The sequence below is a fragment of the Sphingobacteriales bacterium genome (genome assembly GCA_016706405.1).
Lineage (GTDB): Bacteria > Bacteroidota > Bacteroidia > Chitinophagales > UBA2359 > BJ6.
This window is the reverse complement of the sequence record JADJJT010000001.1, coordinates 77,988-102,735: the sequence shown is the minus strand read 5'-3', so window position 1 is coordinate 102,735 and position 24,748 is coordinate 77,988. Positions and strand designations below refer to the sequence as shown.

Below are 24,748 nucleotides of genomic sequence, written 5' to 3'. Positions count from 1 at the left end.
ATAATGATTAATAAATGTTAAAACTACCTCCAGATAATTAAAAAGGTAGCAAGTTGCAAATTTGGGTATTTTGCAGCTAATTATCCGGATAAAAGCCAACTAAATTTCGGTATTTCTAAAAATAATATTCCGGAATAAAAAAAGGCCTGCGGTTTTTATCCCGACAGGCCTAAAAAAATCCCTTGTTAGTGCTACACCTAAAAAATGCTATCTCTTTTTATTTTTTGATTGGTCTTAAATTTACAAGGCAACTGATGAGTTAAGACTAAAATTATTGGTTTAGCCTCCCTTACCTTTTCCATGTCCGTGCCCATGCCCGCCGTGTCCGGGTCCGTGTCATTTGGGTTTCATGGCAGTACATTCAAAAGCAAAACTGCCGTCGGATTTAAAAATAAGCACCTGACCGCCCGAAATTAGCACCGCAAAGCTGCCGTTGGGTTTAGTGGCTGCCGATACCGCAGTTTGGCCGGGGTAGTTGGCTGTAATATAATCGGTAATAGCGGCGGGAAGGGTTTCGAGTGCTACCGAGTCGCCTTTTAAGCAGTGGTTAATAACAACGGTCGAATCTTTGGGGTGGTGGGGGTGGTCGCCGGGTGGTGGGCCACACACTTTAACAAAACCGCCTTCGGCATCGAAAAGCAGTACGTCGCCGCCCGATAATTTGATGCCATATTTTCCGCTTGGTTTTACTACGGCAGCAACAATGGTTTGGCTAGGATAGTTAGCTGTAATATAATCGGTAATAGTGGCGGGAAGGGTTTCGAGTGCTACCGAGTCGCCTTTTAAGCAGTGGCAACCTTTTCCATTTTTTAACAAGTCGGGTTTACCTCCTTTGTAATTTGTGTCGTTGCCTAAAAAATTGCTATTTAAATCGAAATAAACAGTTGTGGCATCTTCTAAAATTAGCTCGTAACCCAACTGAGGTGCTATATAGGCATTAGCGGCCTGTATTGGGTTATAATAAATTGCTACAAATTGTTTAAGTTCGTTTGGCATTGTGGTTACATCAATCTCGGTTTTTTGGCTTGTGTTGGCAATTTCGGTCATCAATTCGGTGTCAGCAGCGTCGTTGTTGTTCGGCAAAAAAGAATCTTTTTGGCACGCCCATAGCAAGCTAAACGTGGCTGCTACAAAAAGGGCAATCAATAGTTTTTTCATACAAATTTTGTTTTTACTTTTTTTAACTTAAATGAACTAATGTGGTTTATTACAGCACTATTATCTATCATAAAATAAAAAAACGTTGCGCAACAATTATCAGTGCTTTGTATGCCGTAAAGGTGAGTTGTTAATTAAAAGGTTGCACAGACAGGGACAAAATTTTTCTTGTTTTTTTCCGGAGGGTGGTTTGTTTAGCTTTCCGGAGGAAAAACTTAGCTTCCGGAATTTAGGTTGTTTTCGTTAGTGCATCTTGAAGGCAATGCCTAACAGCTAATAAAGGCGATGTGAACAAACGAAACCTGATTGAACCTCTTTTTACCATGCTCCATCCCGAAGGCATCAGAGGAATTTTTAATCAAAAAGAGATTGACGAAATTTTAACAGGTTAAACGCATTAAAAATAAAAGAAAGCCAGATAGGAATTATTTTTGCGGCATGGAAACAATTAAATTTTTCGCCGAAGTAAAGGATTTTCGTATAAACCGCAAGAAGTTGTATAGCCTGCCTGAGATATTGCTTATTAGTTTATGTGCAGTGGTAAGTGGTGCGGAGGATTTTGAGGAAATAGCCGAGTATGGTCGTCAAAAATTGTCTTTTTTAAAGACATTTATGGAATTACCCAACGGCATTCCCTCTCACGACACTTTCAACCGAGTATTTCAGCACTTAGACAAAGATGCGTTTTCGTCAAGTTTATATCGTTGGTCGAAGGAACTTTTAGGTTTTTTAGCCGACAAACAGGTCTGTATTGATGGCAAGGTTTTATGCGGAACCGACCGTTCAGGGTCAAAAAAAAGCGGTATATGCATTGTAACTGCTTGGGCGTGTGAGCAGCGTTTGGTGTTGGGGCAGCAAAAGGTGGCAGCAAAGAGCAACGAAAAGACGGCAATCCCCGAACTTTTGGATGCTCTCGAACTGGCAGGCAGCATAGTTAGTATAGATGCCATTGCTTGTCAGCCCCATATAGCCGAGCAAATCCGTAATAAAAAGGCAGATTATGTACTGGCACTGAAAAAGAACCAAGGTGTTTTGTTTGAAGAAACCGTCAGCCGATTTTCATCATTAGCTGCTCAACTGCCAAGTTTCGAAAAAGTGGAGTACAACGGCGGACGCATCGAAAAACGCACCTGTACGGTGCTAAATCAATTGTTTTTTGTCGATTCGGCTGCAAAATTCAAGGATTGCCAATCAATTATTCGTATTATTGCCGAGCGAACTTTGAAAAACCAACCCGAAAAAACTACTCAGGAAGTTCGCTATTACCTCACCAGTCTCGATATAAGTCCACAAAACGCTTTGACAATTTGCCGAAACCACTGGGGTATTGAAAACAACCTACACTGGATGCTCGATGTTGTCTTTAATGAAGACCATAATCGTAGCAGAACCAAATATGCTGCTGAAAACTTTGCTACTCTCAGAAAAATAGCCCTACAAATCTTAACCCAAAATGACGACAAAAACAGTATTAAAAAACGAAGACACATCGCCGCTTGGAACGATATGTATCTCCTCAAATTAATCCAACCACTATTTTAATGCGTTTAACCTGAAATTTTAAGTTTAACCGCTGTTAAAGAATAAACTTTGTGTAACTTTGTCGTTTTGTTGTACGACAAAGGGCACAAAGGTTTTCGCAAAGTAAACAAAAAGAATAATATAAATAAGTATGACAGAAAATGAAATATCAAATAAAATAATTGGTGCAGCGATTAAAGTACATACGGCGCTTGGTCCTGGTTTGCTTGAAAGTGCATATCAGGAGTGCCTTTATTATGTTTTGCAGAGAGAAGGACTGAAGGTAGAAAAGGAAAAGCCTATGCCATTGGTATTTGAAGAAGTGAAATTAGATTGTGGTTATAGAATGGACTTACTGGTAGAAAATAAAGTAGTTATTGAAGTAAAAAGCGTTGAAGCACTAAATGATGTTCATCTTGCACAAACCCTAACCTATTTGAAGCTGGGTGAGTTTAAGTTGGGATTGCTCATCAACTTTAATGTAGCACTTTTAAAGCAAGGAATAAAACGTGTAGCTAATGGAGTATAATCTTAGCGAATTTAGCGGTTAGTGTTCTACCGCAAAAGGCACAAAAGGACTTAGCGAACTTAGCGGTTGAAATCTTAGCGAATTTAGCGGTTAGTGTTTTACCGCAAAGGACACAAAGGGGCTTAGCGAACTTAGCGGTTGAAATCTTAGCGAATTTAGCGGTTAGTGTTTTACCGCAAAAGGCACAAAAGGACTTAGCGAACTTAGCGGTTGAAATCTTAGCGAACTTAGCGGCTAGTGTTTTACCGCAAAGGGCACAAAGGGGCTTAGCGAACTTAGCGGTTGACATCTTAGCGAACTTAGCGGCTAGTGTTTTACCGCAAAAGGCACAAAAGGACTTAGCGAACTTAGCGGTTGAAATCTTAGCGAATTTAGCGGTTAGTGTTTTACCGCAAAGGGCAAAAAAGGGCTTAGCGAACTTAGCGGTTGAAATCTTAGCGAACTCTGCGGTTAGTGTTTTACCGCAAAGGGCACAAAATGACTTAGCGAACTTAGCGGTTGAAATCTTAGCGAATTTAGCGGTTAGTGTTTTACCGCAAAGGGCACAAAGGGGCTTAGCGAACTTAGCGGTTGAAATCTTAGCGAACTTAGCGGTTAGTGTTTTACCGCAAAAGGCACAAAAGGACTTAGCGAACTTAGCGGTTGAAATCTTAGCGAATTTAGCGGTTAGTGTTTTACCGCAAAGGGCAAAAAAGGACTTAGCGAACTTAGCGGTTGAAATCTTAGCGAACTTAGCGGTTAGTGTTTTACCGCAAAGGACACAAAAGGGCTTAGCGGAACTTAGCGGTTGAAATCTTAGCGAACTCTGCGGTTAGTGTTTTACCGCAAAGGACACAAAAGGTTTGTAACTCAAATAGTGTTTGGTTTTATGTTATCTTTGCAGTACAAACGCAAAAAACGCTACCCGCATTTATTGCCCGCTTAAAACTGTTTATGGATGCCCTGCAAAATTTTTGGAAAGATTTAACTGAGTTTTACCAGCAAAAAACCTATTTAGAAATGCCTTGGTTTTTGCTGTTCGAGGCATTTATTTTGCTTTCAACCTGGTTAGTGGCGGCCATTGTCAACCAAAGTTTTAACGGCATTTTGCGCATCTCGCGTTTAACGAACTTGTTAAATACCAGCTCGTACCATTTTATAAAGCACAGCCTTAGAGCCATTATTTATGTTATTGGCATTATGGTGGCCGTTTACCATATCCCGGCGCTGCGCAACGTATCAAAATCGTTATTGGCAGGGGCGGGCATATTGGCTTTGGCTATTGGTTTAGCCTCGCAGCAGGCCTTGTCAAATATTATCAGTGGGCTGTTTATTGTTGTTTTTAAGCCCTTTAACGTTAAAGACCATTTGTTTATTGACCGCGATATTTTTGGCATTGTTGAAGATATTACCCTGCGCCACACCATATTGCGCACCCCCGAAAACCGCCGGATGGTAGTGCCAAACTCGTTAATAAGCCAGCAGGTAATTGTAAACGCCCAACTTAACGACTTAAAAATTTGTAAATTTATTGAAATTACCATTGGCTATAACGAAGATGTTGACCTTGCCATGCAATTGATACAGCAAATTATAACCAACCACCCCCTTTGTATTGACAACCGCAATGCCGACGACATTGTAAAAGGAAAACCCAAAGTGCGGGTAAAAATAATTCAACTCGAGGAGTCGGGCATACGCCTGCGCGCCTGGGCATGGACAGCCAATAATAACGATGCCATTGACCTTACTTTTGACATGAACTATACCCTGCTTAAAACTTTTAAACAACATAATATACTTATTCCGTACCCGCACAGGGTGTTAATTTTTCCGGATACTTATAAAAACAACACCAATTTACACGCTCCGCCACCAAAATCTGAAACAAAGGAAGATGACGCAAAAGAAAATCCGGATAAATAAATACCTTAAATATAGTACAAAGTTTTAATGGTTTGAGCGCGGGTGGCATATAAATTTATCCGGATAAATACTAACTACGGCCTACAACTATTTGCATACACATATTATTTTAAATCGCATGAAAAACTCCCTTCAAACAACAATTATAGCCGCCCTTTTTTTTATTGTCTTTAGTGTTAATGGTATTGCTCAAACTTTAATAGACACTATACCGTTGCCAAGCCAAAACGAATATACCTACACTTGGGGGCTTACCCGCCTTAGCGATGGTTTTTTATACTTAGGCTCGGACTTTACGGGCAGCATCCTTAAAATGGACGAAGCTGGCAACACTATAAAAACCATAAAAACAGCCTTCGATTTTAACCACGGCTTAGCATGGGTAAACAACCAATTTTGGCTGGCACAAGACTACCAAACTCAGGGCGTAGCCTTGTATGCCGTAAACCAAGATGGCAAAACAACCGATACACTTAAACTGCCCAATGTAATTGAAGGGAAACCCAGCGGCGTGGGCGACCTTGATGCCGATGGCAATGGCTTGTGGTTTACAATTTATTATCCGGATTTTGACGTGTACCCCTACAACCATGCTTACCGGATTGATTTGGCTACCGAAAAAATTACCGACACCATTCCGCTGTATGGCAAACAGGTTTATGGCATAGCCACCAAGGGCGATACCATTTTTTATGTTACCGATAATTTAGATGACGACCCCGAACGGATATGGGCCTACTCGCGCACCAAAAAAGACACGCTGTTTACCTGGCCACTTGCCGACCCTGACGGCGACCAACGCCCACAAGGGCTTCATTATGACGGGCAATACCTTTGGCTAATTGCCGACCGTGTTGGCCCAAGTGCTTATGCCTACAAAACTTTGTATAAATACGCTATTAACGCCACCCCCGCCCAACCTGTGGCGCAAATTACCCCCGACACCCTTTGCTTTAAGCCCGTACAACTGCCTTTAGATGATTTGGGCGAAATAAAAACCATTGCCATTACCAACGCCGGCACCGCCGATTTAATTTTAAACAACCTCAATATTGTAAGCTATGCTTTTTTGTTCGACAACTGGGCAAACGAGCCAATAACTATACCGCCAGGGCAAACCTATAATTTGCAAGTGCGTTTTTACCCGCCCGGCAACGCCGTTTTTGATGCCAGCCTAAGTCTTCAAACCAATGCAGGTAATTATAAGGTTTGGCTTTGTGCCGAAGCGTTCACAACCGGGATAGCAAACCAATATAGCAGCGTTAATAATATGGAGCCGGTGCAAGGGGTGGTTTTACAAAATCCGGTTAATGTGGCGCGGGGGCAAAACATTGCGCTCAAATTACTAATTGCCGACAAGTATGGGCAAAACAACACTAATTCGAGCTTTACGCTGCCTATTGCGGTAAGTAATGCGCAAGGGCAGTTGATACAAAAATACGAAGTTGCCAACCCAAAAAACAACGACATTATTCAATTGCCTAACCAAAACCTAAACGCAGGCATTTACTATATACAAGCAGGTGGCAAATATGGCAACACGGTAAAAGTAGCAGTGCAATAAATAAACTAAACTGCAATATTATTTGTCAGGTCGCTTTTGATTAGGACTAAAAAAAGCAAAAGCCCAAATTTTACTTTGGGCTTCGCACACAGCTATATCTATGTCCAACTTTTAATTTTTTATTTATTTGGCCAGGCAGGTTACCTTTGTTTTTTTTTAGATGCAGAATTTATGAAAGGGTTTAATGAGTTGAATTAGCTCGAAAAATAAGCATTTTTTTGAACAAAATTTAACAGATAACGCAATAGATTGTAAAATAGTTGTGTTATAAATGTTAATTCGGTTTTTATTTAGATTTACTTTAGAATTTATTTAGATTTACGCTACTATGTTTGGGTGTTTACTTTGCTGATGAGCTGTTTAACCCTGGAGAAACAGTTTGCAAAGTTTTGCTTTAGTTAAAGATAAAATCAAGCCAGGCAAATTGTAACATTTTAGGTCTTTGTTGTATAATTAATAGGCATGGTTTTAAGGCAAAATTTAGTTTTAATGATATTTTTAGTAAATTTGCTCGTTATTTTTAAACCGAACAGTATATTTATTATTATATTTTAATTTTATATGAATTTAGTTTCCGAAGCTATTGATACCTACTTAAAGCAACATACAAGCCCCGAAAATGCCGTTTTACAAGCTTTAAACCGCGAAACCAATTTAAAAGTATTAGCACCTCAAATGTTATCGGGGCAGGTACAGGGCAGGTTTTTAGCCATGTTGTCGAAATTAGTGCAACCTAAGCGCGTGCTTGAAATAGGTACTTTTACGGGTTACTCGGCTATTTGTTTATGCGAGGGGCTAAACCATCCGGATGGGCTTTTATATACTATTGATATTAACGAAGAGCTAGCTCCAATTCAAGAGCAATATTTTGAAAAAGCAGGGTGCAAACATCAAATTAAAGTATTAACTGGCAATGCGTTAGACCTTATACCTGCTATAAACGAAACATTTGATCTTATTTTTATTGATGCCGACAAGATTAACTACCTAAATTATTATAAATTAGTAATTGACAAATTGCGGCCCGGAGGGTTAATTATTGCTGACAATGTGCTGTGGAGCGGTAAAGTGCTAAGCCCCAAACCAAACGATGAAGACACGTTGGCCATCTGCCAATTTAATGATGCCGTTCAAGCCGACCCTCAGGTAGAAAATTTAATGTTGCCGCTTCGGGATGGAATGACATTAATTCGTAAAAAAACATAGTTGGTGCATTTTATATATAGGTTTTGCCGGATTTATTTTAGTTATTAAACGTATTGCAATTTTGTTAGTTAGGCGCATAATATTCATTTTTCATATAAACATAAAGTCAAATTATTAAATTTATTACACATTTTAAGTTTTCATGCCCAACCCATTTTATTTACTTCCTGTTGACAGGCTAATATTACTTGTAAACACTTGTTTGCCGCGGCAAAATTTTTTTACAGTTGCTATAGTTCTTACTATTTTAACACTCGAAAGCTCCGCCAGCCCTATTTATACAACTATTAATTTTACCCATTACAATTATTTAAATAACAATAACAATAATAATAACAACAACGACAAAGATATACGCGCAAATGCCTACGTTGAAAGCCATAAAATATACGCAATTCAAGAGATGATATGGTACGGAATTCCGGCCAGTATTACCCTGGCACAAGCATTAATTGAAACAGATTTTGGCCGAAGCCGCCTCATGACGGAAGGAAATAATCATTTTGGTATTAAATGTAAAAGCTATTGGCAAGGAGACACCATACAACTAACAGACGATTCGCCGAATGAATGCTTCAGAAAATACAACTCGGTAGCCGAATCGTACACCGACCATTCAGAGTTTTTATTTAACCACCCTAAAGGCTACTATACCTCGCTGTTTGAACTGCCAGCCAACAACTACAAAGAATGGGCCATAGGGCTAAAAAAGGCAGGCTATGCCACCAACCCCAATTACGACAAAATTTTAATTAGTTTAATTAGCCGTTATGAATTAGCTAAATATGATGCTTACAACGAAGAAACTTTAGCACAATTGCAAAATCAGCAATACATCAACGACAATAATACCCAATTTATAGCCATTTTACCTGCCCCAACAGCACAGGGCAATAACCAACAAAGCCAACCAAACCAAATATATCAACAGCCAACAACAACAACAGCACAAAGGCAAAACTCCAACCAATTAATAAACAAAAGTTCTGTTGCCGCTAATGCCGAGCAACAACCCTCTCAAAAACCAATTCGGTTAGTATGGTTTGAACGCCAAATTAATAATTGTTTAGTTACACAGTGTAACGCCGCCGTTAGCCCCAACGAAGTTGCCAAAAAATACCATTTAACCGTAGCCCAAATATATATATACAACAACCTGTCGGCAGGAAACCAGTTTACAACCGGAACACCTATTTTTTTAGAACCAAAACGCAATAAAACTAAACGCAACTACAAATATTACCATGCCGCCCCAAACGAAACCCTATGGGATGTGTCGCAACACTATGGCGTTGACTTAATAAAATTAGCTGAACGCAATTATATGCCCACCGGATACAAACTAACCGAAGGCGAAAAAGTATATTTACGTGGCAAAAACAAATCGCGCAAAAACAACAAAACAACCAAAGCAAATAAAAAGCCACCCGTTTTACAATACTAAGCACCTACCAACTATATTCTACTACATAGCAACATAAAAAACTACTATTATGAAACTTTTGCTCCTTAGCTTCATGGCCTTTTGGCAATCGTTTGACAATTCATTTTTAGAATTGCTAACCAGCCGCGACGAACAAGCCCGTGCCTATATTGCTACTTACAACGAACTGGCTGTTTTGCAAATGCACGAGGCCGGCATACCCGCAAGTATTACCCTGGCTCAGGGCATGTACGAGTCGGGGTTTGGCAATAGCGAGTTAGCCCTTAAAGCAAATAACCATTTTGGGGTAAAATGTAAAAGCGACTGGAAAGGAGAAGTGGTATATAAAGATGATGATGCCCCAAATGAATGTTTCCGGAAATACGCTACCGTATTAGATTCGTACCGAGACAGGTCGTTGTTTTTGCGCAGTGGACAAAAATATGCCGCTCTGTTTGAATTGCCAATAACCGACTATAAAGCGTGGGCAAATGGGCTAAAAATGGCCGGATACGCCACCGCCGTCAATTATCCGGAAAAATTGATTATGATTATTGAACGGTATAACCTCAACCAATACGACCTAATTCCGGAATATGCCGCTATTCCGACTTACGAGTCAATACAAGCAACAAATAGCCAATCTTCGCTGGTAAACAAGCCCGCCGCCGCCACCACTGCTGAAGGAAAAGAGGCAAATGCCCCCCAAGGTAGTATAAAACCGCAGCAACATCGCGCTGTTGCGGCATCGGGCATACCCATTACCGACCTAAAATCGATTGACGAGGCCATTAGTCAGGCAATGATTAAAAAACAAAACCAAATCAAATCAAGTAATAAAGGTGTTTATAAACCTGTTTCTTTTTCAAATCACAACCAGTCCATAAACCGCAATAGCGTTGATGTGCCATCGTTCATTTATTCGGGTAAACCCGAAAATAATACAATGTCTGCATTAATTGGCAAAATCAGCTGGCCTCCGGACGAGGCGACTGTTTACTCGCAAACAATTAATAACAGCAACAACAATAAATACCATCAAGAACAAGCAAATGCCACGACCTCCGGAAAGATACACTCCAAACCAACTGCTAATTTTAGTGCCATGGCGGCTGGCTCAAAATATAAAGCAAATACGCTAACAAGTCCTTTAGCTACAAATTCGGCACAAAAATTGACGGTTAAACAAAAAACTATTATTAACAACCTACATTGCATAAGCTATTACCAGTCAACTACCGCTGCACAAATAGCGGCAACCTACAATATACCACTTGCCGAAATATGCCGTTTTAACGAAATAAACACCCCCGACTTGCTATTACCCTCCAATACAATTTGGTTTTTAGAGCCAAAGAAAAACAAGGCAGCACGTAACCACAAAAAGCATACCGTTAGGCAAGCCGAAACCTTATGGCAAATTGCACAACAATATGGTATGGGTATTAATCAGTTAGCCCTTCTTAACAAACTAAACCCCACCGACCAACCTTTGCCTGGGCAAACCTTGCAACTTCGTAAATCAGCTAAAAAAGCGCCACTTATAACCGCTAATATCAGTTTGCCAGCTAACAACAATAAATCTGCAAACCTAACCCAACCCTTGCCCACCGAAAATACAACCACCCCTACAACAACCAATAACCCCAACCCAACAGAAAGTGAAGTTAATCATTTAATAAATGCCAATATATACCATACAGTACAACCCAACGAAACCCTTAACGAAATTGGCAAAAAATATGGCGTTACTCCACAACAAATCAGAGCATTAAACAAATTAGGCAACTCGCCAATAAGCAATGGCCAGCAATTATTGATTAAGTCCATTAAATAAGAAACAAATTAGACATCCTAATAAAACAACATTTTATACCTATTCAAATCAATTTCTAACACAAAAACTTATTTTTTTAAACCACATACAGCTCTATTTTAGTACCCCACTTTTATGAAAAAAGAAATGACCAACGTATTGGCAGCATTATGTTTGGCCTTGTTTTGTTTATTGTTTAACAACCTGAACGCCTTAGCCCAAAAACCCACCACCGGCCCCACTGCAGTAAAAACCTACATTGAAAAATACAAAGGTATAGCCGTTACCGAAATGCAACGGTCGGGGGTGCCGGCAAGCATTACCTTAGCGCAAGGTATCCTCGAGTCGCAAATGGGTAACAGCAATATTGCCCTTAACGCAAACAACCATTTTGGCATTAAATGCCACCGAAGCTGGCAAGGCCCACGCATTTACGCCAAAGACGAAAAACCAAAAGAATGTTTTAGAAAATACGCCAGCGACTACGAATCGTTTGTTGACCATACCAATTTTTTACAAAGAAATGACCGATACAGTTTTTTATTTGAAGGCCAGCAAATTGATTACCGAAACTGGGCTAAGGGGCTAAAAAAAGCCGGATATGCCACAGATAACCGCTACGCATCGTACCTGATTGATATTGTTGAAAAATACGACCTTTACGAGTTCGATATTTTTATGAAAGAAGGCGACCAATGCGAGGAGGTAGTAATGGGCATGATGGCCGACTTTAGAGGCGCTAAAATTATTATGTTCAACTGCGATATAGCACTCGACTATGTTACAAAACGCTATGGCTTGGCCCCCGAACTTTTAAAAGACTGGAACGATTTGGTTGATGAAGACATCATTCCGGCCAATTCAATGATATTTATCGAATCGCCTGCAAAAATTCAACGCCTTAGCCCAACCCAGCCCACCTACAAAAATCGCCCCGACGGGCTTGGCGATATTGCCCAACTTTACGGAATCAATACGCCAAGTGTTTTTTATGGCACTTCGCCCGCCCAGCCCCAACAAACCTATTATGCACAGGTACGGCCTGCTAAAAAACAGCAACCAAACTACAAAAAACAACTCTCACAAAACCAAGAAATATACACCGGCAACTATACCGTTCAATCCGGCGACACCTTGTTTTCGCTCTCGAAGCGGTTCAATATACCCCTGCACGAGATAAAACAAATAAACAACTTGCGCAGCAATACCATTGTAGTAGGGCAAAACTTAGTACTTTAAAACTATCTTTTTTATGTAGCCTCCCATATTTTATTAAGACAGGGACGCTGTATTTCTCCGGATAAGAAAAAACCAAGGCACAATAAGTTATTCTTAAACTTGTTTTCCGGATAAATGCCGACATCTATACTCTTTCCGCTCCTGTTTTAGTTAGTAAAGCAAAATGCACGGGAAATTTTTTTGTAAATTGTTGTACCTTTGTGGTATAAAAACATACAAGTTTCAGTATTTCTTCTCTTTTTGTTTTCTTACATTTTGGCTTATTTGTAGCCACCTAACAAGTGGTTAAGCCCTTTTTTACTTAATATGAAAATTGCCGTCATCGGAACAGGTTACGTAGGCTCGGTAACGGGTATTTGCTTTGCCTACAAAGGCTATCAGGTAATGGGCGTTGATATTGATGCCGCCAAAGTTGAACGCCTGCAAAAGGGCCAAATTACTATTTACGAACCCGAGCTTGACAACTTGCTGGCACAGTGTCTTAAAAACAACAAAATATCCTTTACAACCGACCTTGAACAAGCCGTTGATTTTGCCGATATTATATTTTTAGCACTTCCAACACCACCTACCGAAGATGGCTCGGCTGATTTAAAATACGTGCTTCAGGCAGCCCGGCAAATAGCTGAACACATGAAATCCTACAAGCTGATTGTTAATAAAAGTACCGTGCCGGTTGATACCGCCCAAAAAGTAGCCAATTTAATTGCCAGCATTACCAAACAACCTTTTGATGTGGCCTCGAACCCCGAATTTTTGCGCGAAGGGGCAGCCGTTGAAGATTTTATGCAGCCCGACAGGGTTGTAATTGGCACCGACACCTCAAAAGCCGCCAATTTATTAAAAACGCTATACGCGCCCTTTGTAAAAAATGCCGAAACCGATATTTTATGTATGGATATTCGCTCGGCTGAACTTACCAAATATGCCGCCAACGCTTATTTAGCTACCCGCATATCGTTTATGAACGAAATGGCAAACCTTTGCCTAATAGTAGGTGCAAATATTGATTGGGTGCGCTTGGGTATAGGTATGGACACTCGAATAGGCCCAAAATTTTTGTTTCCGGGAATTGGGTACGGCGGAAGTTGCTTCCCTAAAGATGTATTGGCACTGTCAGAAACGGCCAACCAAAACAACTACAATTTCCGGATTTTAGAGGCTGTAATGAACGTAAACGCAGCACAACGGCAAGATTTTGCACAGAAAGTAATAACCCATTTTAATCATCAGCTACAAGGTATAAAACTGGCCGTTTGGGGCTTAGCCTTTAAACCCAATACCGACGATATACGCGAAGCCCCCGCTATTGATATTATTGAAACCCTTTTACAAGCAGGTGCTGCCATTACTGCCTACGACCCACAAGCCATAGAAAACATTAAACAACAAACGAATTTAAAAAACAGCATTTCGTTTGCCTCTAACGCCATAGCCGCACTTGACAAAGCCCACGCCCTGCTAATTTTAACCGAATGGGACGAGTTTAAGCAAATACCCATTGAAACCATTGCAAAACACCTATTAACCAAAACCATTTTTGACGGTCGCAATGTGTTTAACCCTCAAGATATGCAGCAACACAGTTTTTTTTATTATAGTATTGGCCGGCAAACGGTACAATAAATAAATAAAGAAACCAACAGCACCTATTGTTTTGAACTTGTTTTTCGCTCTTAATCTTTTATATATAGGTGGTCGGCAAGTTTGTACGAGGTAATTTCGCCATCTTTAATACCTTCATAAGGGTCAATTTTATTTGTAATGCCATAAGCCGATAAAATTGAGGGGGTGCTGCCATTATTTAAATACCAGGCAGCAGCAATCATGGGCATTTTCAAATCATTGCCGGTTAGCTGCGCCTCTACGGTTTTAAAACCACTCAAAAGCGGAACTTTAAAAGTATGTATTCCATTGGCATCAACAGTATAGGTAATATTTATAGTAGTGTCGCTATTTGTAAGGGCAGCGTTAGCGGCACTTGTTAGCACAATACTTGTGTAGGCCGCATTGGCAGTAGCAAGCTCGGTAAATACTTTGTTATTTACCACACTGCTGGGCGGGTTGGCTACTGGTTGTTGCGCGCCAGCAACCGAAACAGTAGTTTTTTGATTACCAACATTGTCAACTTTATTAAATTTGTACGTTACGGGGTAGTCGCCAGAAGGTTCGTCAGTGCCACAGCCGGTAAATGTAAAGCACAAGGTAATTAAAGCAAAACTCAATAAGAAAACTTGTTTATTCATTTTTTCAATCAATTTAAAAAAGATATAGTATTAGTGGTTATAAATGCAATTTAAAAATACAGTACAAAAGTAATAAAAACCAAGCAAAATAAACAACATCCAAAATAAGACGTTATGTTTCGTTACAAGTACATTAATAAGATGAAGTAAAATAAATACAAGGCAAACCTGTATTTTTGCCCTCAAAAACAAAATATATCTACAAAGCAAATTAGCACCATGTTTACCGGCATTATTGAAACAAGTGGTATTATAACCCAACTAAGGCAAGAGCAACAAAACCTACAAATAACCGTAGCGTCAAAAATAGCCAATCAATTACATATAGACCAAAGTGTGGCACATAATGGCGTTTGCCTCACCGTTTTAGCGCAAACTCAAACAACACACACCGTTACCGCCATTGACCAAACCCTGCAGAAAACCAATCTGGGCCAACTAACAATTGGCAGCAAAATAAATTTAGAGCGTTGCTTGCCGGCAAATGGCCGCCTCGATGGGCATTTTGTACAAGGCCACGTCGATACTACTGCCCAAATAGTAAATATTGCCGACCAAAATGGCAGTTGGTTGTTTACTTTTTTATACCCTCCGGACTTTAAAAATTTGCTTGTTCCAAAAGGCTCGGTAGCCATAGATGGGGGTAAGTTTAACCGTTATTGAGCCAACCGACTCGCATTTTTCGGTGGCCATTATACCCTATACCTACCAACACACTAATTTTAACCTGTATAAAACAGGCGATACCGTTAATATAGAGTTCGATATTTTAGGAAAATATATTGCCCGGATGCTCAATAAGGATATCTGACTTTAAATATCCGGATAGAATAGAAATTGTACCAATAAAATAACAGTAGCTAATCCATTGTTTAAAACTCGCCAAAAACACCTCGCAGGGCATCGGCAATTTCGCCAAGTGTGCAATCATTTTGAATGGCGGCAATTACCGGCGGCATTAAATTAGTATCGTTTTTAGCGGCTTGTATCACTGTATCAATAGCATTTTTTGCGTTAGCTGCGTTGCGATTTGCTTTAATTTGAGCTAATCGTTCGCTTTGTATTTTCCGGATACTGTCATCTATCCGGAAAATATTAGCCGGAGGAGGCTCATTCATAGTAAACTGATTTACGCCCACTACAATTTTTTCGCCCTCCTCAACCTGTTGTTGCCATTTGTAGGCAGCATTCGCAATTTCGTCTTGTAAATAGCCTTGTTCTATAGCAGCTACCGAGCCGCCCATAGCATCAATTTTATCAATATAAGCCCAGGCGGCGGCTTCTAATTCGTTGGTTAAGGTTTCTATAAAGTACGAGCCGGCAAAGGGGTCAACAGTTTGGGTTACGCCAGTTTCGTAGGCAATAATTTGTTGGGTGCGCAGCGCAATACGGGCGGCCTCTTCGGTAGGCAACGACAGTGCCTCGTCAAAGCCATTGGTGTGTAAACTTTGTGTGCCGCCTAAAACGGCTGCCAAAGCCTGCAAAGTAACGCGGGTAATATTGTTGTGCGGTTGTTGCGCCGTTAAAGTCGAGCCGCCGGTTTGGGTATGAAACCGCAGTTTTTGGGCATCGGCATCGGTAGCACCCATACTTTGGGTAATTTTTGCCCATATTCGGCGCGCAGCCCTAAATTTAGCTATTTCTTCAAAAAAATGGTTGTGGGCATTAAAAAAGAACGACAAGCGTTTGCCAAACGTGTTTATATTTAAGCCGGCTGTTTGCGCTGCCAACAAATACGCTTTGCCATTAGCAAGGGTAAAAGCCAATTCTTGGGCGGCGGTGCTTCCGGCTTCGCGTATATGGTAACCCGATATTGAAATACTGTTCCAGCGCGGCAGTTCGCGGCTGCACCACGCAAAAATATCGGTAATAATGCGCATAGAGGAGCGCGGCGGGTAAATATAGGTACCGCGTGCGGCATATTCTTTTAAAATATCGTTTTGTATCGTTCCGGATATTTTTTTCAGGTCAGCGCCTTGTTTTTGCGCTTCCACTACATACATGGCCAGTAAAATAAAAGCGGTTGCGTTAATGGTCATGCTGGTAGTAACCTGTTGCAGGCTTATACCTTTAAACAAAGCGGCCATATCATGTTGGCTACAAATAGCTACGCCCACTTTGCCCACCTCGCCTTCGGCCATGGCGTGGTCGCTGTCGTAGCCAATTTGGGTGGGCAGGTCAAAGGCCACCGACAGCCCGGTTGTTCCTTGCGAAAGCAGGTAGTGGTAGCGGCGATTACTTTCTTCGGCGGTCGAAAATCCGGAATATTGCCGCATAGTCCATAATTTGCTGCGGTACATGCTTGGATGTATGCCGCGCGTAAACGGAAACTCGCCCGGCTGTTCAAAATCGGGAGGTAGGGGCGGGTAAACGCGGGCAATGGGTATGCCCGAATCGGTTATAAAATTTGAAGATTTTTGTTGCGCCTCTTCTTGGTCTCCTTGTTTAAAATTGGGATTGGACATGAAAGAAAGTGTAAATATAATGTGCCCGAAACCACGGATCATGTTTTATCAATTCCACAAACATAGCGGTTTATTCCGGAAAAACCAAAGCATTGAAATAAAAGCTCTTTTTATTTGAAAAACCGGGCAGTTCTAAGCATTTTCCGGATAAAATTTAGGAAAAGAAGTCGTGTCAATCAAAAAAAAGTCAAAACTATGGCCGGCAATATTTTTGCTCTTAATGTTCGTATAAATTGTCGGGTATTTCGCTAACAAATCGCGAGGGCATACTAAAATACTCGTCAAAACTGCTTACCCATGCGGGCATGGTGAGGCATAATTGCTCTTTAGCGCGGGTACAGGCCACGTAAAACAGCCGGCGTTCTTCTTCAATGGCTTCAAAACTTCGCATACTGCGTGCATTCGGAAACAAGCCATCGAGCAGGTGGGGTATAAAAACGGCGTACCACTCTAAACCTTTTGCCGAGTGGATGGTTGAGAGGGTAAGCGGCGGCTCTTCAGACTCGTCAATAAGCGGGCGGGCTTGGTTTTGAAATTGTGTTGAGGGGGGGTCAAGGGCAAACTCTGATAAAAATTTTTCGAGCGATTCGTATTTTAAGGCCATTTGCTCTAACACATCCAAATCGGCTATACGGGTTTCGGCATCATCTTCTAACTGCAGCAATAAAGGTTGGTAGTATTGGCGCAGGCGGGCAATTTTGCTGCTTACGCTGCTTCGGGGGTTAGCGGCAGCGGTAAGTGCCTGTTTGAGGTCTTCTAAGTAGCTGGCATAGCGAGTTTTTTCAAAATCGTGGGGGTTTAGTTGTCCTTGGTTGCTGCGTATATTTGCTAAAATTTTGCTAGCGGTTACTTTGCCTACGCCGGGCAATAAGTTTAAACTTCGGTTCCAGGCAACGGGGTCGTATGGGTTTAGCACCAAACGCAACAAAGACATTATATCTTTAACGTGCCGCCGCTCAATAAATTTTACCCCACCTACCACAATGTACGGAATATTGCGCCGCAACAACTCGGCTTGTATATAGTTGCCATGGTACGACGAGCGATACAAAACCGCCATTTGGCTAAACGGAATGTTTTGCTGGTGCAGCGCCATTATTTTATCAACAATATAAGTGGCCTCGTCTTCTTGGTCGGCAAGGCGGGTTATAGTGGGTTTATTGGGGCTTTTATGTACTGAAAAAAGGTGCTTTTGGTAGCCCATCCGGGCATTATTAGCTATAATATTGCTAAAATCGAGTATGGGTTGCGTACTTCGATAGTTTTGTTCCAATTTTACAATCCGGCAATTGGGGTAAGTTTCCGGAAAAAGCAAAATATTTTCAAAATTAGCACCTCTAAAGCCGTAAATACTTTGCGCATCGTCTCCTACAATCATTACGTTTTGATGGTCGGCGGCTATAAGGTCAATAATATCTTTTTGAACGGTATTAGTGTCCTGAAACTCATCGACCATAATATATTGGTATTGCTGCCCCATTTTGCGCCTAAATGTTTTGTGGTCTCGCAGGGCATTGCGCAGTTCGTCCATTAGGTCGTCGTAGTCAAAAATGCGGTTGGCTTTTTTGTATTGGGCGTAAATTTTGCTTATTTTATCAATGGGTTCAATATATTCGTATAGGCCGGTATATTCGCGGTCAATTACTTGGGCAATGGGTATATCGCAGTTGCGGGCTTTTGAAATAATTTCTTGCAGACGGCCTTTTTTAGGGAAAGCTTTTTTGGTGGTGGCATCAAATTTAAATTCATTCCGGATGAGGTCAATAATATCTTCCGAGTCTTGCACATCAACAATGGTAAAGTTCGAAGGCAAATTAATGAGGTTGGCATAACGGCGCAAACTATAATTGGCAAAAGCGTGATAAGTGCCGCGCATTATTTGCTCGGCTTGGGTGTTTTGCAATAAGCGGTTGGTGCGGTGTATAATTTGTTGGGCAGCGCGGCGGGTAAAGGTTAGCAGCAGCATGTTCTCGGCACTAATATCGTTTTCGAGCATATAGGCTACGCGGTAGGTAACGGTATGGGTTTTACCACTGCCCGCCCCTGCAATAACAAGCATTGGGCCTTTAATATTGGTAACGGCAGCTAATTGGCTGGGGTTTAAATGCCCAGTGTAGTTGAGCTTAAATGTTTTGCCAGGTGGAATTTCGGCTGGGGGCGTTTGTTCCGATTTTTTTTCGATAGCCTGAATAATGGCTTTTAATTTTTCGATTCGTGCCTGAACGGTATCGGGCACCGGAGTATTGGGTGCTTTGCGATAAAACGAGCTATTATTGCCTCCTTGTTCGTTGCCCCCCCATCCGGAAAAATTTAACTGCCGTTTTGTTGTTGATTCGGTAATATCGGATTCAAAATTGCCAAAGGTTTTTAAAAAATTATGAAGTTCTTGTTCAAATTCATCCGGAAATTGGTTGGGCGGCATAGCTGTTTTTATTGTCTTTTTGTTTGATGAAATAATTTACCCGTTTGCGTGCCGTCAAAAATACTATTTTATTTTTGAAGCAAGCGCGAAATTGCAAAAATATATTACCGCTACTCTTTTTTTGAAAAATATAGCTAATTAACAACCCAAAATTGTTAGTTTTGCTGCCAACAGTAGTAATTAATCTGTATCATCGAATAGGTAGAAACAAGGCGAATTTGCACCTATTAATACAATATTAATTTTATACTATATGAGCTTTTTAGAATCTTTTGCCAACTACAAAAAAGAAATTGCGTTGCCTGCCATGGTGGGCGGAAATTTTAGTGCCTTGCTTAAAACCATACGTCAGGGGAAGGTGCAGCCTAAATTTTACAACCGCCTTTTTATAAGTATTTTGTTGAGTGCGCTTACACAGCCTTTTAAAACGTATGAGCGCTTGCGTTACAACCGTTTTTTTGATGAAAAGCCGATTGAAAACGCACCTATTTTTATTATTGGACATTGGCGGAGCGGCACCACCCATTTGCATAATTTTTTTGGCCTCGACCCTCAAATGGGTTTTGTTTCGACCTACCAATCGGCTTTTCCAGATATGTTATATGCACAACCTGCCCGATATTTAGTTGAAAAATTTATGCGGTTTGCCTTACCCCAAAAACGACAAGGCGATAATGTGGTAATGGATGCCAATTATCCGCAGGAAGAAGAATTTGCTTTAGGCAATATACACGCACTTTGTTATTATAATTTTTGGTATTTCCCTACGCGCACGCAGCAATACTACGACCGGTATATTGATTTTAAAAATCTTAATCCGGATGAATTGAATACATGGAAAACAGAATATGTTCGGCTCATTAAAAAAGCACTGCTCAATACAGATGGTAAAATTTTTGTCTCAAAAAACCCACCCAATACCGGCCGGATTGAGCTGTTACTGCAAATGTTTCCTAAGGCGCGGTTTATATATATTTACCGCAATCCGGTTGATGTTTACCTCTCGACTTACAAGTTTATTACCAGTATGATACCCAGTTTGCAGTTAGAAGATGCCCCGGCAGAACTAATATCAAACAATATATTTTTGGTTTATAATCAATTAATACGCAAGTATTTAAATACCCGGAATTTAATTCCGCCGGGGCAATTTGCTGAGGTACGGTTTGAAGATTTTGAACAAAACCCTACCGCCGAAATGCACCGTATTTACCATCAATTAAACCTGCCTAATTTTGACCAAGCTGCCCCTGCTTTTGAAAAATATGCCACCAGCCAAAAAACCTACAAAAAAAACCAGTTTTTTATGGCGCAAAAACTACTTGACCGCCTACTTGCCGAATGGGGTTTTGCCATGCAACACTGGAAGTATGAGGTTCCGCCACATATTGAGGTAAAAAAAGATGAACTTGTTTCGCAAATGTTTACTTAACTTGCGGCACTTTTTAGCCAAACAAATAACTGTTTACCAGATAAACACTGTTAATGTAAACACCATAAATAAATAAAAAAGGAAGTAATTTTTATGAGAAGTATTTTTATTGGAATTTTAGTTGGCTTTGTAATAGGCGTAGCCGAGTCGTTTATGTTTAAGGCCAATGCCAGCCCGGCGCAGCTTATTATTACCGATGTTTCAATAGCCTGCCTTGTAATTGGGGCAGTTTTGGGTTGGCTACAGCCGCGTATTCAGGTGGCTATTGGCTTGTTGTTGGCAAGGCTGTTTTTAGGGGCAATTATATATGTTGCCGTTATTGACCGAACAAATATTTGGGACGATTTAGGTACGGGTGCAATCAATGGCTTGGTAATTGGTTTAATTACCGCCTTAATATCCGGAAAAAGATAGCGGGTTTTTAAACATATAATTCGTGCACTACCATTTAACAAGTCGAGGTATTTTGATTTAGTGTTACTTCTTAACTGTTAACTAAAATTACAAATTGGTTCAAATTGGTCTATTAGCCGTAAAAGCTTGTGCTTTTGAGGGTTTTTTTCCATAATGATATACTGCAAACAGAAAAAACATGTAAAAAGGCAGCAGCGGAATTTTATAACGAGCCAGTGCGCCAAAATTATAACTGGTAAAACCTACAGCAAAGGCAAAACTTAACGAAAAACCCAAACAAAACAGCAAAAATGGGTTGGTAAAAATTATCCGGATGATGTATAACAGCCCCACCCTAAATACGACCCAAATGGTGCATAACAGTACTAAAGTGCTCTCAATACTAAGTAATAGCATAAAACTGTTTCGCACTTCGTTAAAATAGGGCCTAAATAAGGCCACCTCAATAGATGCGGGTATTTTGCTGATTACGCCTTGGATTGTCCAAACAATTGTTCCTAATGTATAACCCGACTGGCCTTTGGTATTAGCCAAAAACTCGTGCCACGATTGGTAACCCATTGCCATGTCAATAATTTTTTCTAATACTATATTCCCTGCGTTAGTAATTATATTTGCATTTTGGTAAACATACAAACTGGCTACGGCAAAAACAAGCATAAAAACCGTTGCCCTCAAATAGCGCGTGCCATTGTACTTAAAAAAATGTAAAACTACCCAAACTAAGGCAAAGGGTATAAAAGCCAATAAAACATAGCCTTTTAGTGTGTCAATCGTATAATAACTAAGCAGCATAACCATACTACTTATTAAAAAGCGCTTTTGTAAAATAAAGGCGTTAAATATACCCCATAATAACCACCCTAAGGCTCCAAGCGTTAGCGTATCTTTCATTATGCCCGACCCCCAAAAAAACACCGATGGCATTAAAAAAATTGCCATTATAGTTTTATGCTTATCTAATTGCCAAAACTGTAAATAAAAAACTCTATACATAGCCCATAGCCCTAAAAACGCAAAAAAACCAAATATCATAGACAAAACCCAGTAATTATTAAAACATAAAAAGCTTAAAAGCGTAGCTGTTTTAACAACCATATAGGTATTGGACGCTTTAAAACCGTTCTTAAAGGCTAAAGTGGTTTGTTTGGTGGCCAACTGGGGTTGGTAATTAGAAGTATATAATAATTGCCAAGCTTTTCCGGTATTGTCGGTTAAAATTTCGTTGTACAACAAGGTGCTGTGTTGATAATACGAAACTGTATCGCCGGCATATATATACACGTAAATGCCCGCATATAATAACGAGGCTACAAGTTTTAAAGCCAGCAGGCGCATAAAATATTTGCCTGCCGCATTATTTTGATACCGCCATAGCTTAATAATATAACCCGCCGTTAATAATAATGCCATAAAAAGGGCAATTAATAAAAAATCGGTGGGCAGTAGCTGGGGCATTGTTGATTTTTATTTTGTTTATCTGCCGAGTTATTTAGTTGGCAGTTATAACCATTACACTTTGCGAGCAGCCCAAGCGGTTAGCGCCAGCATAAACCAAGTCGAGGGCTTGTTGTCGGTTGTTAATACCGCCCGATGCTTTAATTTGTATATGCGAAGGCAATACATTTCGCATTGTTTGTATCATATCGGGGTTTGCGCCCGGGCCGTTCATACCGGTAGAGGTTTTTACGTAGGGCACATTAGCCTGCGTACAAATTTGGCACACCCGCAATAATTCATCCGGATTTAGAGTGCCGGCCTCAATAATAAGTTTAAGTAGCAAATTTTTATGTAAAGCAAAGGCACAAAGGGTGTTTATTTCCGAAAAAAGGTCGTTCCAGCGTTCGTCTTTAACAAAACCTAAATTAATAACTACATCTACCTCCGTGGCTCCTTTGTCGGCAGCAAAGTTTATTTCGGCAATTTTTGATACGCCATCGGCATAACCCATCGGAAAAGCAATAACAGTAGCAATACCAATATTAGTGCCCAATAAAATTTCGGTGCAGCGTTCAAGGTAGCAGGGCGGCACGCAAACGGCGGCAAAATCAAATTTTTTTGCCTCGGCACACACGCGATTTATGTCGGCAAGCGAAGTATTAGGTTTAAGGTAGGTATGGTCAATAAGTTTGGCCAATTTGTAGTCGTAAGTTGTTGTTTCGGGAGGCACGGCAATTAACAATTAAATAAAAAATAAAATTTATTGTAAATAACAAATTAGTTAGAGTCGCCAAACATCTATAAAAACAGTACGTAGGCATACTATTTGGCCATTTTAGGTTGGTGTGGCCTATATTTTCATCCGGAAAAGAATAAAATTTATTTATAGCCGGGCCAAGCTTATTCGTTGTTAGGCATAAAACTCATATTCGTAAGTAAACCGCAAATGCTGAAAATCGGTGCTAACCGGTATTCCCGGCTCAAGGTTGTAGGGGTAGCCACGTTCAAAGCTTTCGGCGGCAATAATTTGGCCGTCGGCGTTGTAGTCATTAATTCGGCTGGCAATAATTTGGTTATGTTCGTTATAGGTTTCTTCTTTGTTGCAATGCCCTTGCTCGTTGTATTTGTATATAGTGCGTTCCATTACTGTTTGGGTACCAACGCCAAAATCTTCGGCTGTTTCTTCGGCCAGCAGGTTTTTATCGTTGTATTTGCGGGTAATGCGTTCTAAAACATCGCCGTCGGGGTTGCTGGTTATTTCCGAAGTGCAGTTGCCATGTTCATCATATTGCAATTCTAAGCGTTTCATTAGTTTGCTGTCTTCGTCATATTGTTCGCTTTGCAACAATCGGCTCTCTTGGTCGTAGCGGTTTTCTTCGCGGTACTCTAAGTGGCCGTCGGGGTCAAATTGATTAAGTTGCAGCACGTTGCCGCGGTCGTCAAGCCATTCTTCGTCGTGGCCGTCCGATTCGCCGGTTTCAGTAGTTACCTTTCCGGTGCGTTTCAGGCCATCGGCGCTGTAGCTATATTTGGTAAACAGTTTCGAGCCATCTTCATAAGTTGTTTCGCAGCCTTCTAATTTGCCGTTGGTGTTGCGGTAGTAATATACTTGCATAATTAATTTATTTTCTTCGCCGTAGCTCGACTCTTCAAGTAAATTGTCCTCGCTATCGTATAAAAAACTATTCGATGAGAGCACATGCCCCATCTCGTCCCAAAATATATCTTTAATTACGTTGCTGTTTAGGTCGTACTCTTCGTAGTCGCTTTTATAGGTGTGTGCGGGTTGTTGGTTTGCCATTTCGGTAGTAAATGTTGTAACCGATTTTATTTTTTTACTCATTTCTTTTTATTTGTATATTAATTTTCGACATGCAGTATTGCAATAATATATGGTAAATTTAGCAACAAAGATACATTTTTTGAAGCAATTAAGACCAGTAAACTAATTATGAGGTTAAAAAAGAG

General features: G+C 40.5%; 18 protein-coding genes and 1 pseudogene. 12 read left to right on the top strand and 7 right to left on the bottom strand.

Going from position 1 to position 24,748, the window contains the following annotated elements:
* Nucleotides 1-336 precede the first annotated feature (336 nt).
* Complete coding sequence (locus IPI59_00435; GenBank protein MBK7526040.1) at nucleotides 337-1,158, bottom strand: PepSY-like domain-containing protein; 822 nt, start codon at nucleotides 1,156-1,158, stop codon at nucleotides 337-339.
* A 438-nt stretch (nucleotides 1,159-1,596) separates the two neighbouring features.
* On the opposite strand from IPI59_00435, the gene IPI59_00430 reads away from it, so the two are divergent.
* The 9 genes from IPI59_00430 to IPI59_00390 all read left to right on the top strand — a co-directional run bounded on the left by IPI59_00430 (nucleotide 1,597) and on the right by IPI59_00390 (nucleotide 13,987).
* Nucleotides 1,597-2,700, top strand: a complete 1,104-nt coding sequence (locus IPI59_00430; GenBank protein MBK7526039.1) for an ISAs1 family transposase — start codon at nucleotides 1,597-1,599, stop codon at nucleotides 2,698-2,700.
* Between the two features lie 130 nt (nucleotides 2,701-2,830).
* Nucleotides 2,831-3,208 carry a GxxExxY protein gene (locus IPI59_00425; GenBank protein MBK7526038.1) on the top strand — a complete coding sequence of 126 codons (378 nt, stop codon included), beginning with the start codon at nucleotides 2,831-2,833 and terminating at the stop codon, nucleotides 3,206-3,208.
* 933 nt (nucleotides 3,209-4,141) lie between these two features.
* Nucleotides 4,142-5,113, top strand: coding sequence for a mechanosensitive ion channel family protein (locus IPI59_00420; GenBank protein MBK7526037.1), 972 nt, complete (start codon nucleotides 4,142-4,144; stop codon nucleotides 5,111-5,113).
* 118 nt (nucleotides 5,114-5,231) lie between these two features.
* Nucleotides 5,232-6,677, top strand: a complete 1,446-nt coding sequence (locus IPI59_00415) for a T9SS type A sorting domain-containing protein (protein MBK7526036.1) — start codon at nucleotides 5,232-5,234, stop codon at nucleotides 6,675-6,677.
* 561 nt (nucleotides 6,678-7,238) lie between these two features.
* Complete coding sequence (locus IPI59_00410) at nucleotides 7,239-7,883, top strand: O-methyltransferase (GenBank protein MBK7526035.1); 645 nt, start codon at nucleotides 7,239-7,241, stop codon at nucleotides 7,881-7,883.
* Nucleotides 7,884-8,025: 142 nt separating this feature from the next.
* Nucleotides 8,026-9,327, top strand: a complete 1,302-nt coding sequence (locus IPI59_00405) for a glucosaminidase domain-containing protein (GenBank protein ID MBK7526034.1) — start codon at nucleotides 8,026-8,028, stop codon at nucleotides 9,325-9,327.
* Nucleotides 9,328-9,376: 49 nt separating this feature from the next.
* The gene (locus IPI59_00400) at nucleotides 9,377-11,143 is read left to right on the top strand and encodes a LysM peptidoglycan-binding domain-containing protein (protein ID MBK7526033.1); all 1,767 of its coding nucleotides are present in this window, start codon (nucleotides 9,377-9,379) and stop codon (nucleotides 11,141-11,143) included.
* A gap of 114 nt (nucleotides 11,144-11,257) precedes the next feature.
* Entirely contained in the window at nucleotides 11,258-12,361 is a 1,104-nt protein-coding gene (locus tag IPI59_00395; GenBank protein ID MBK7526032.1) for a glucosaminidase domain-containing protein, read from the top strand.
* Between the two features lie 306 nt (nucleotides 12,362-12,667).
* Entirely contained in the window at nucleotides 12,668-13,987 is a 1,320-nt protein-coding gene (locus IPI59_00390) for a UDP-glucose/GDP-mannose dehydrogenase family protein (protein ID MBK7526031.1), read from the top strand.
* Between the two features lie 50 nt (nucleotides 13,988-14,037).
* Here the strand turns inward: IPI59_00390 and IPI59_00385 are convergent, their stop codons facing one another.
* Complete coding sequence (locus tag IPI59_00385; protein ID MBK7526030.1) at nucleotides 14,038-14,607, bottom strand: hypothetical protein; 570 nt, start codon at nucleotides 14,605-14,607, stop codon at nucleotides 14,038-14,040.
* Nucleotides 14,608-14,826: 219 nt separating this feature from the next.
* Here IPI59_00385 and IPI59_00380 point away from each other — a divergent pair.
* Nucleotides 14,827-15,418, top strand: a pseudogene (locus IPI59_00380) (riboflavin synthase).
* 61 nt (nucleotides 15,419-15,479) lie between these two features.
* Here the strand turns inward: IPI59_00380 and IPI59_00375 are convergent.
* Together IPI59_00375 and IPI59_00370 are read right to left on the bottom strand one after the other, a co-directional pair.
* Nucleotides 15,480-17,072, bottom strand: a complete 1,593-nt coding sequence (locus IPI59_00375) for a methylmalonyl-CoA mutase (protein MBK7526029.1) — start codon at nucleotides 17,070-17,072, stop codon at nucleotides 15,480-15,482.
* A gap of 217 nt (nucleotides 17,073-17,289) precedes the next feature.
* Entirely contained in the window at nucleotides 17,290-19,494 is a 2,205-nt protein-coding gene (locus IPI59_00370; protein ID MBK7526028.1) for an ATP-dependent helicase, read from the bottom strand.
* A 253-nt stretch (nucleotides 19,495-19,747) separates the two neighbouring features.
* On the opposite strand from IPI59_00370, the gene IPI59_00365 reads away from it, so the two are divergent.
* Together IPI59_00365 and IPI59_00360 are read left to right on the top strand one after the other, a co-directional pair.
* Nucleotides 19,748-20,926 carry a sulfotransferase gene (locus IPI59_00365; protein MBK7526027.1) on the top strand — a complete coding sequence of 393 codons (1,179 nt, stop codon included), beginning with the start codon at nucleotides 19,748-19,750 and terminating at the stop codon, nucleotides 20,924-20,926.
* Nucleotides 20,927-21,019: 93 nt separating this feature from the next.
* The gene (locus IPI59_00360; GenBank protein ID MBK7526026.1) at nucleotides 21,020-21,340 is read left to right on the top strand and encodes a hypothetical protein; all 321 of its coding nucleotides are present in this window, start codon (nucleotides 21,020-21,022) and stop codon (nucleotides 21,338-21,340) included.
* Nucleotides 21,341-21,439: 99 nt separating this feature from the next.
* Here the strand turns inward: IPI59_00360 and IPI59_00355 are convergent, their stop codons facing one another.
* The 3 genes from IPI59_00355 to IPI59_00345 all read right to left on the bottom strand — a co-directional run bounded on the left by IPI59_00355 (nucleotide 21,440) and on the right by IPI59_00345 (nucleotide 24,623).
* Entirely contained in the window at nucleotides 21,440-22,798 is a 1,359-nt protein-coding gene (locus IPI59_00355; protein ID MBK7526025.1) for a hypothetical protein, read from the bottom strand.
* A gap of 34 nt (nucleotides 22,799-22,832) precedes the next feature.
* Complete coding sequence (gene deoC, locus IPI59_00350; GenBank protein ID MBK7526024.1) at nucleotides 22,833-23,510, bottom strand: deoxyribose-phosphate aldolase; 678 nt, start codon at nucleotides 23,508-23,510, stop codon at nucleotides 22,833-22,835.
* 180 nt (nucleotides 23,511-23,690) lie between these two features.
* The gene (locus IPI59_00345; GenBank protein ID MBK7526023.1) at nucleotides 23,691-24,623 is read right to left on the bottom strand and encodes a hypothetical protein; all 933 of its coding nucleotides are present in this window, start codon (nucleotides 24,621-24,623) and stop codon (nucleotides 23,691-23,693) included.
* Nucleotides 24,624-24,748: the final 125 nt, after the last annotated feature.

Excerpts from the sequence above, each read along its gene's own strand:
- IPI59_00435 (MBK7526040.1), bottom strand. The coding sequence starts at position 1,158 with ATGAAAAAACTATTGATTGCCCTTTTTGTAGCAGCCACGTTTAGCTTG.
- IPI59_00430 (MBK7526039.1), top strand. The coding sequence starts at position 1,597 with ATGGAAACAATTAAATTTTTCGCCGAAGTAAAGGATTTTCGTATAAAC.
- IPI59_00425 (MBK7526038.1), top strand. The coding sequence starts at position 2,831 with ATGACAGAAAATGAAATATCAAATAAAATAATTGGTGCAGCGATTAAA.
- IPI59_00420 (MBK7526037.1), top strand. The coding sequence starts at position 4,142 with ATGGATGCCCTGCAAAATTTTTGGAAAGATTTAACTGAGTTTTACCAG.
- IPI59_00415 (MBK7526036.1), top strand. The coding sequence starts at position 5,232 with ATGAAAAACTCCCTTCAAACAACAATTATAGCCGCCCTTTTTTTTATT.
- IPI59_00410 (MBK7526035.1), top strand. The coding sequence starts at position 7,239 with ATGAATTTAGTTTCCGAAGCTATTGATACCTACTTAAAGCAACATACA.
- IPI59_00405 (MBK7526034.1), top strand. The coding sequence starts at position 8,026 with ATGCCCAACCCATTTTATTTACTTCCTGTTGACAGGCTAATATTACTT.
- IPI59_00400 (MBK7526033.1), top strand. The coding sequence starts at position 9,377 with ATGAAACTTTTGCTCCTTAGCTTCATGGCCTTTTGGCAATCGTTTGAC.
- IPI59_00395 (MBK7526032.1), top strand. The coding sequence starts at position 11,258 with ATGAAAAAAGAAATGACCAACGTATTGGCAGCATTATGTTTGGCCTTG.
- IPI59_00390 (MBK7526031.1), top strand. The coding sequence starts at position 12,668 with ATGAAAATTGCCGTCATCGGAACAGGTTACGTAGGCTCGGTAACGGGT.
- IPI59_00385 (MBK7526030.1), bottom strand. The coding sequence starts at position 14,607 with ATGAATAAACAAGTTTTCTTATTGAGTTTTGCTTTAATTACCTTGTGC.
- IPI59_00375 (MBK7526029.1), bottom strand. The coding sequence starts at position 17,072 with ATGTCCAATCCCAATTTTAAACAAGGAGACCAAGAAGAGGCGCAACAA.
- IPI59_00370 (MBK7526028.1), bottom strand. The coding sequence starts at position 19,494 with ATGCCGCCCAACCAATTTCCGGATGAATTTGAACAAGAACTTCATAAT.
- IPI59_00365 (MBK7526027.1), top strand. The coding sequence starts at position 19,748 with ATGAGCTTTTTAGAATCTTTTGCCAACTACAAAAAAGAAATTGCGTTG.
- IPI59_00360 (MBK7526026.1), top strand. The coding sequence starts at position 21,020 with ATGAGAAGTATTTTTATTGGAATTTTAGTTGGCTTTGTAATAGGCGTA.
- IPI59_00355 (MBK7526025.1), bottom strand. The coding sequence starts at position 22,798 with ATGCCCCAGCTACTGCCCACCGATTTTTTATTAATTGCCCTTTTTATG.
- IPI59_00345 (MBK7526023.1), bottom strand. The coding sequence starts at position 24,623 with ATGAGTAAAAAAATAAAATCGGTTACAACATTTACTACCGAAATGGCA.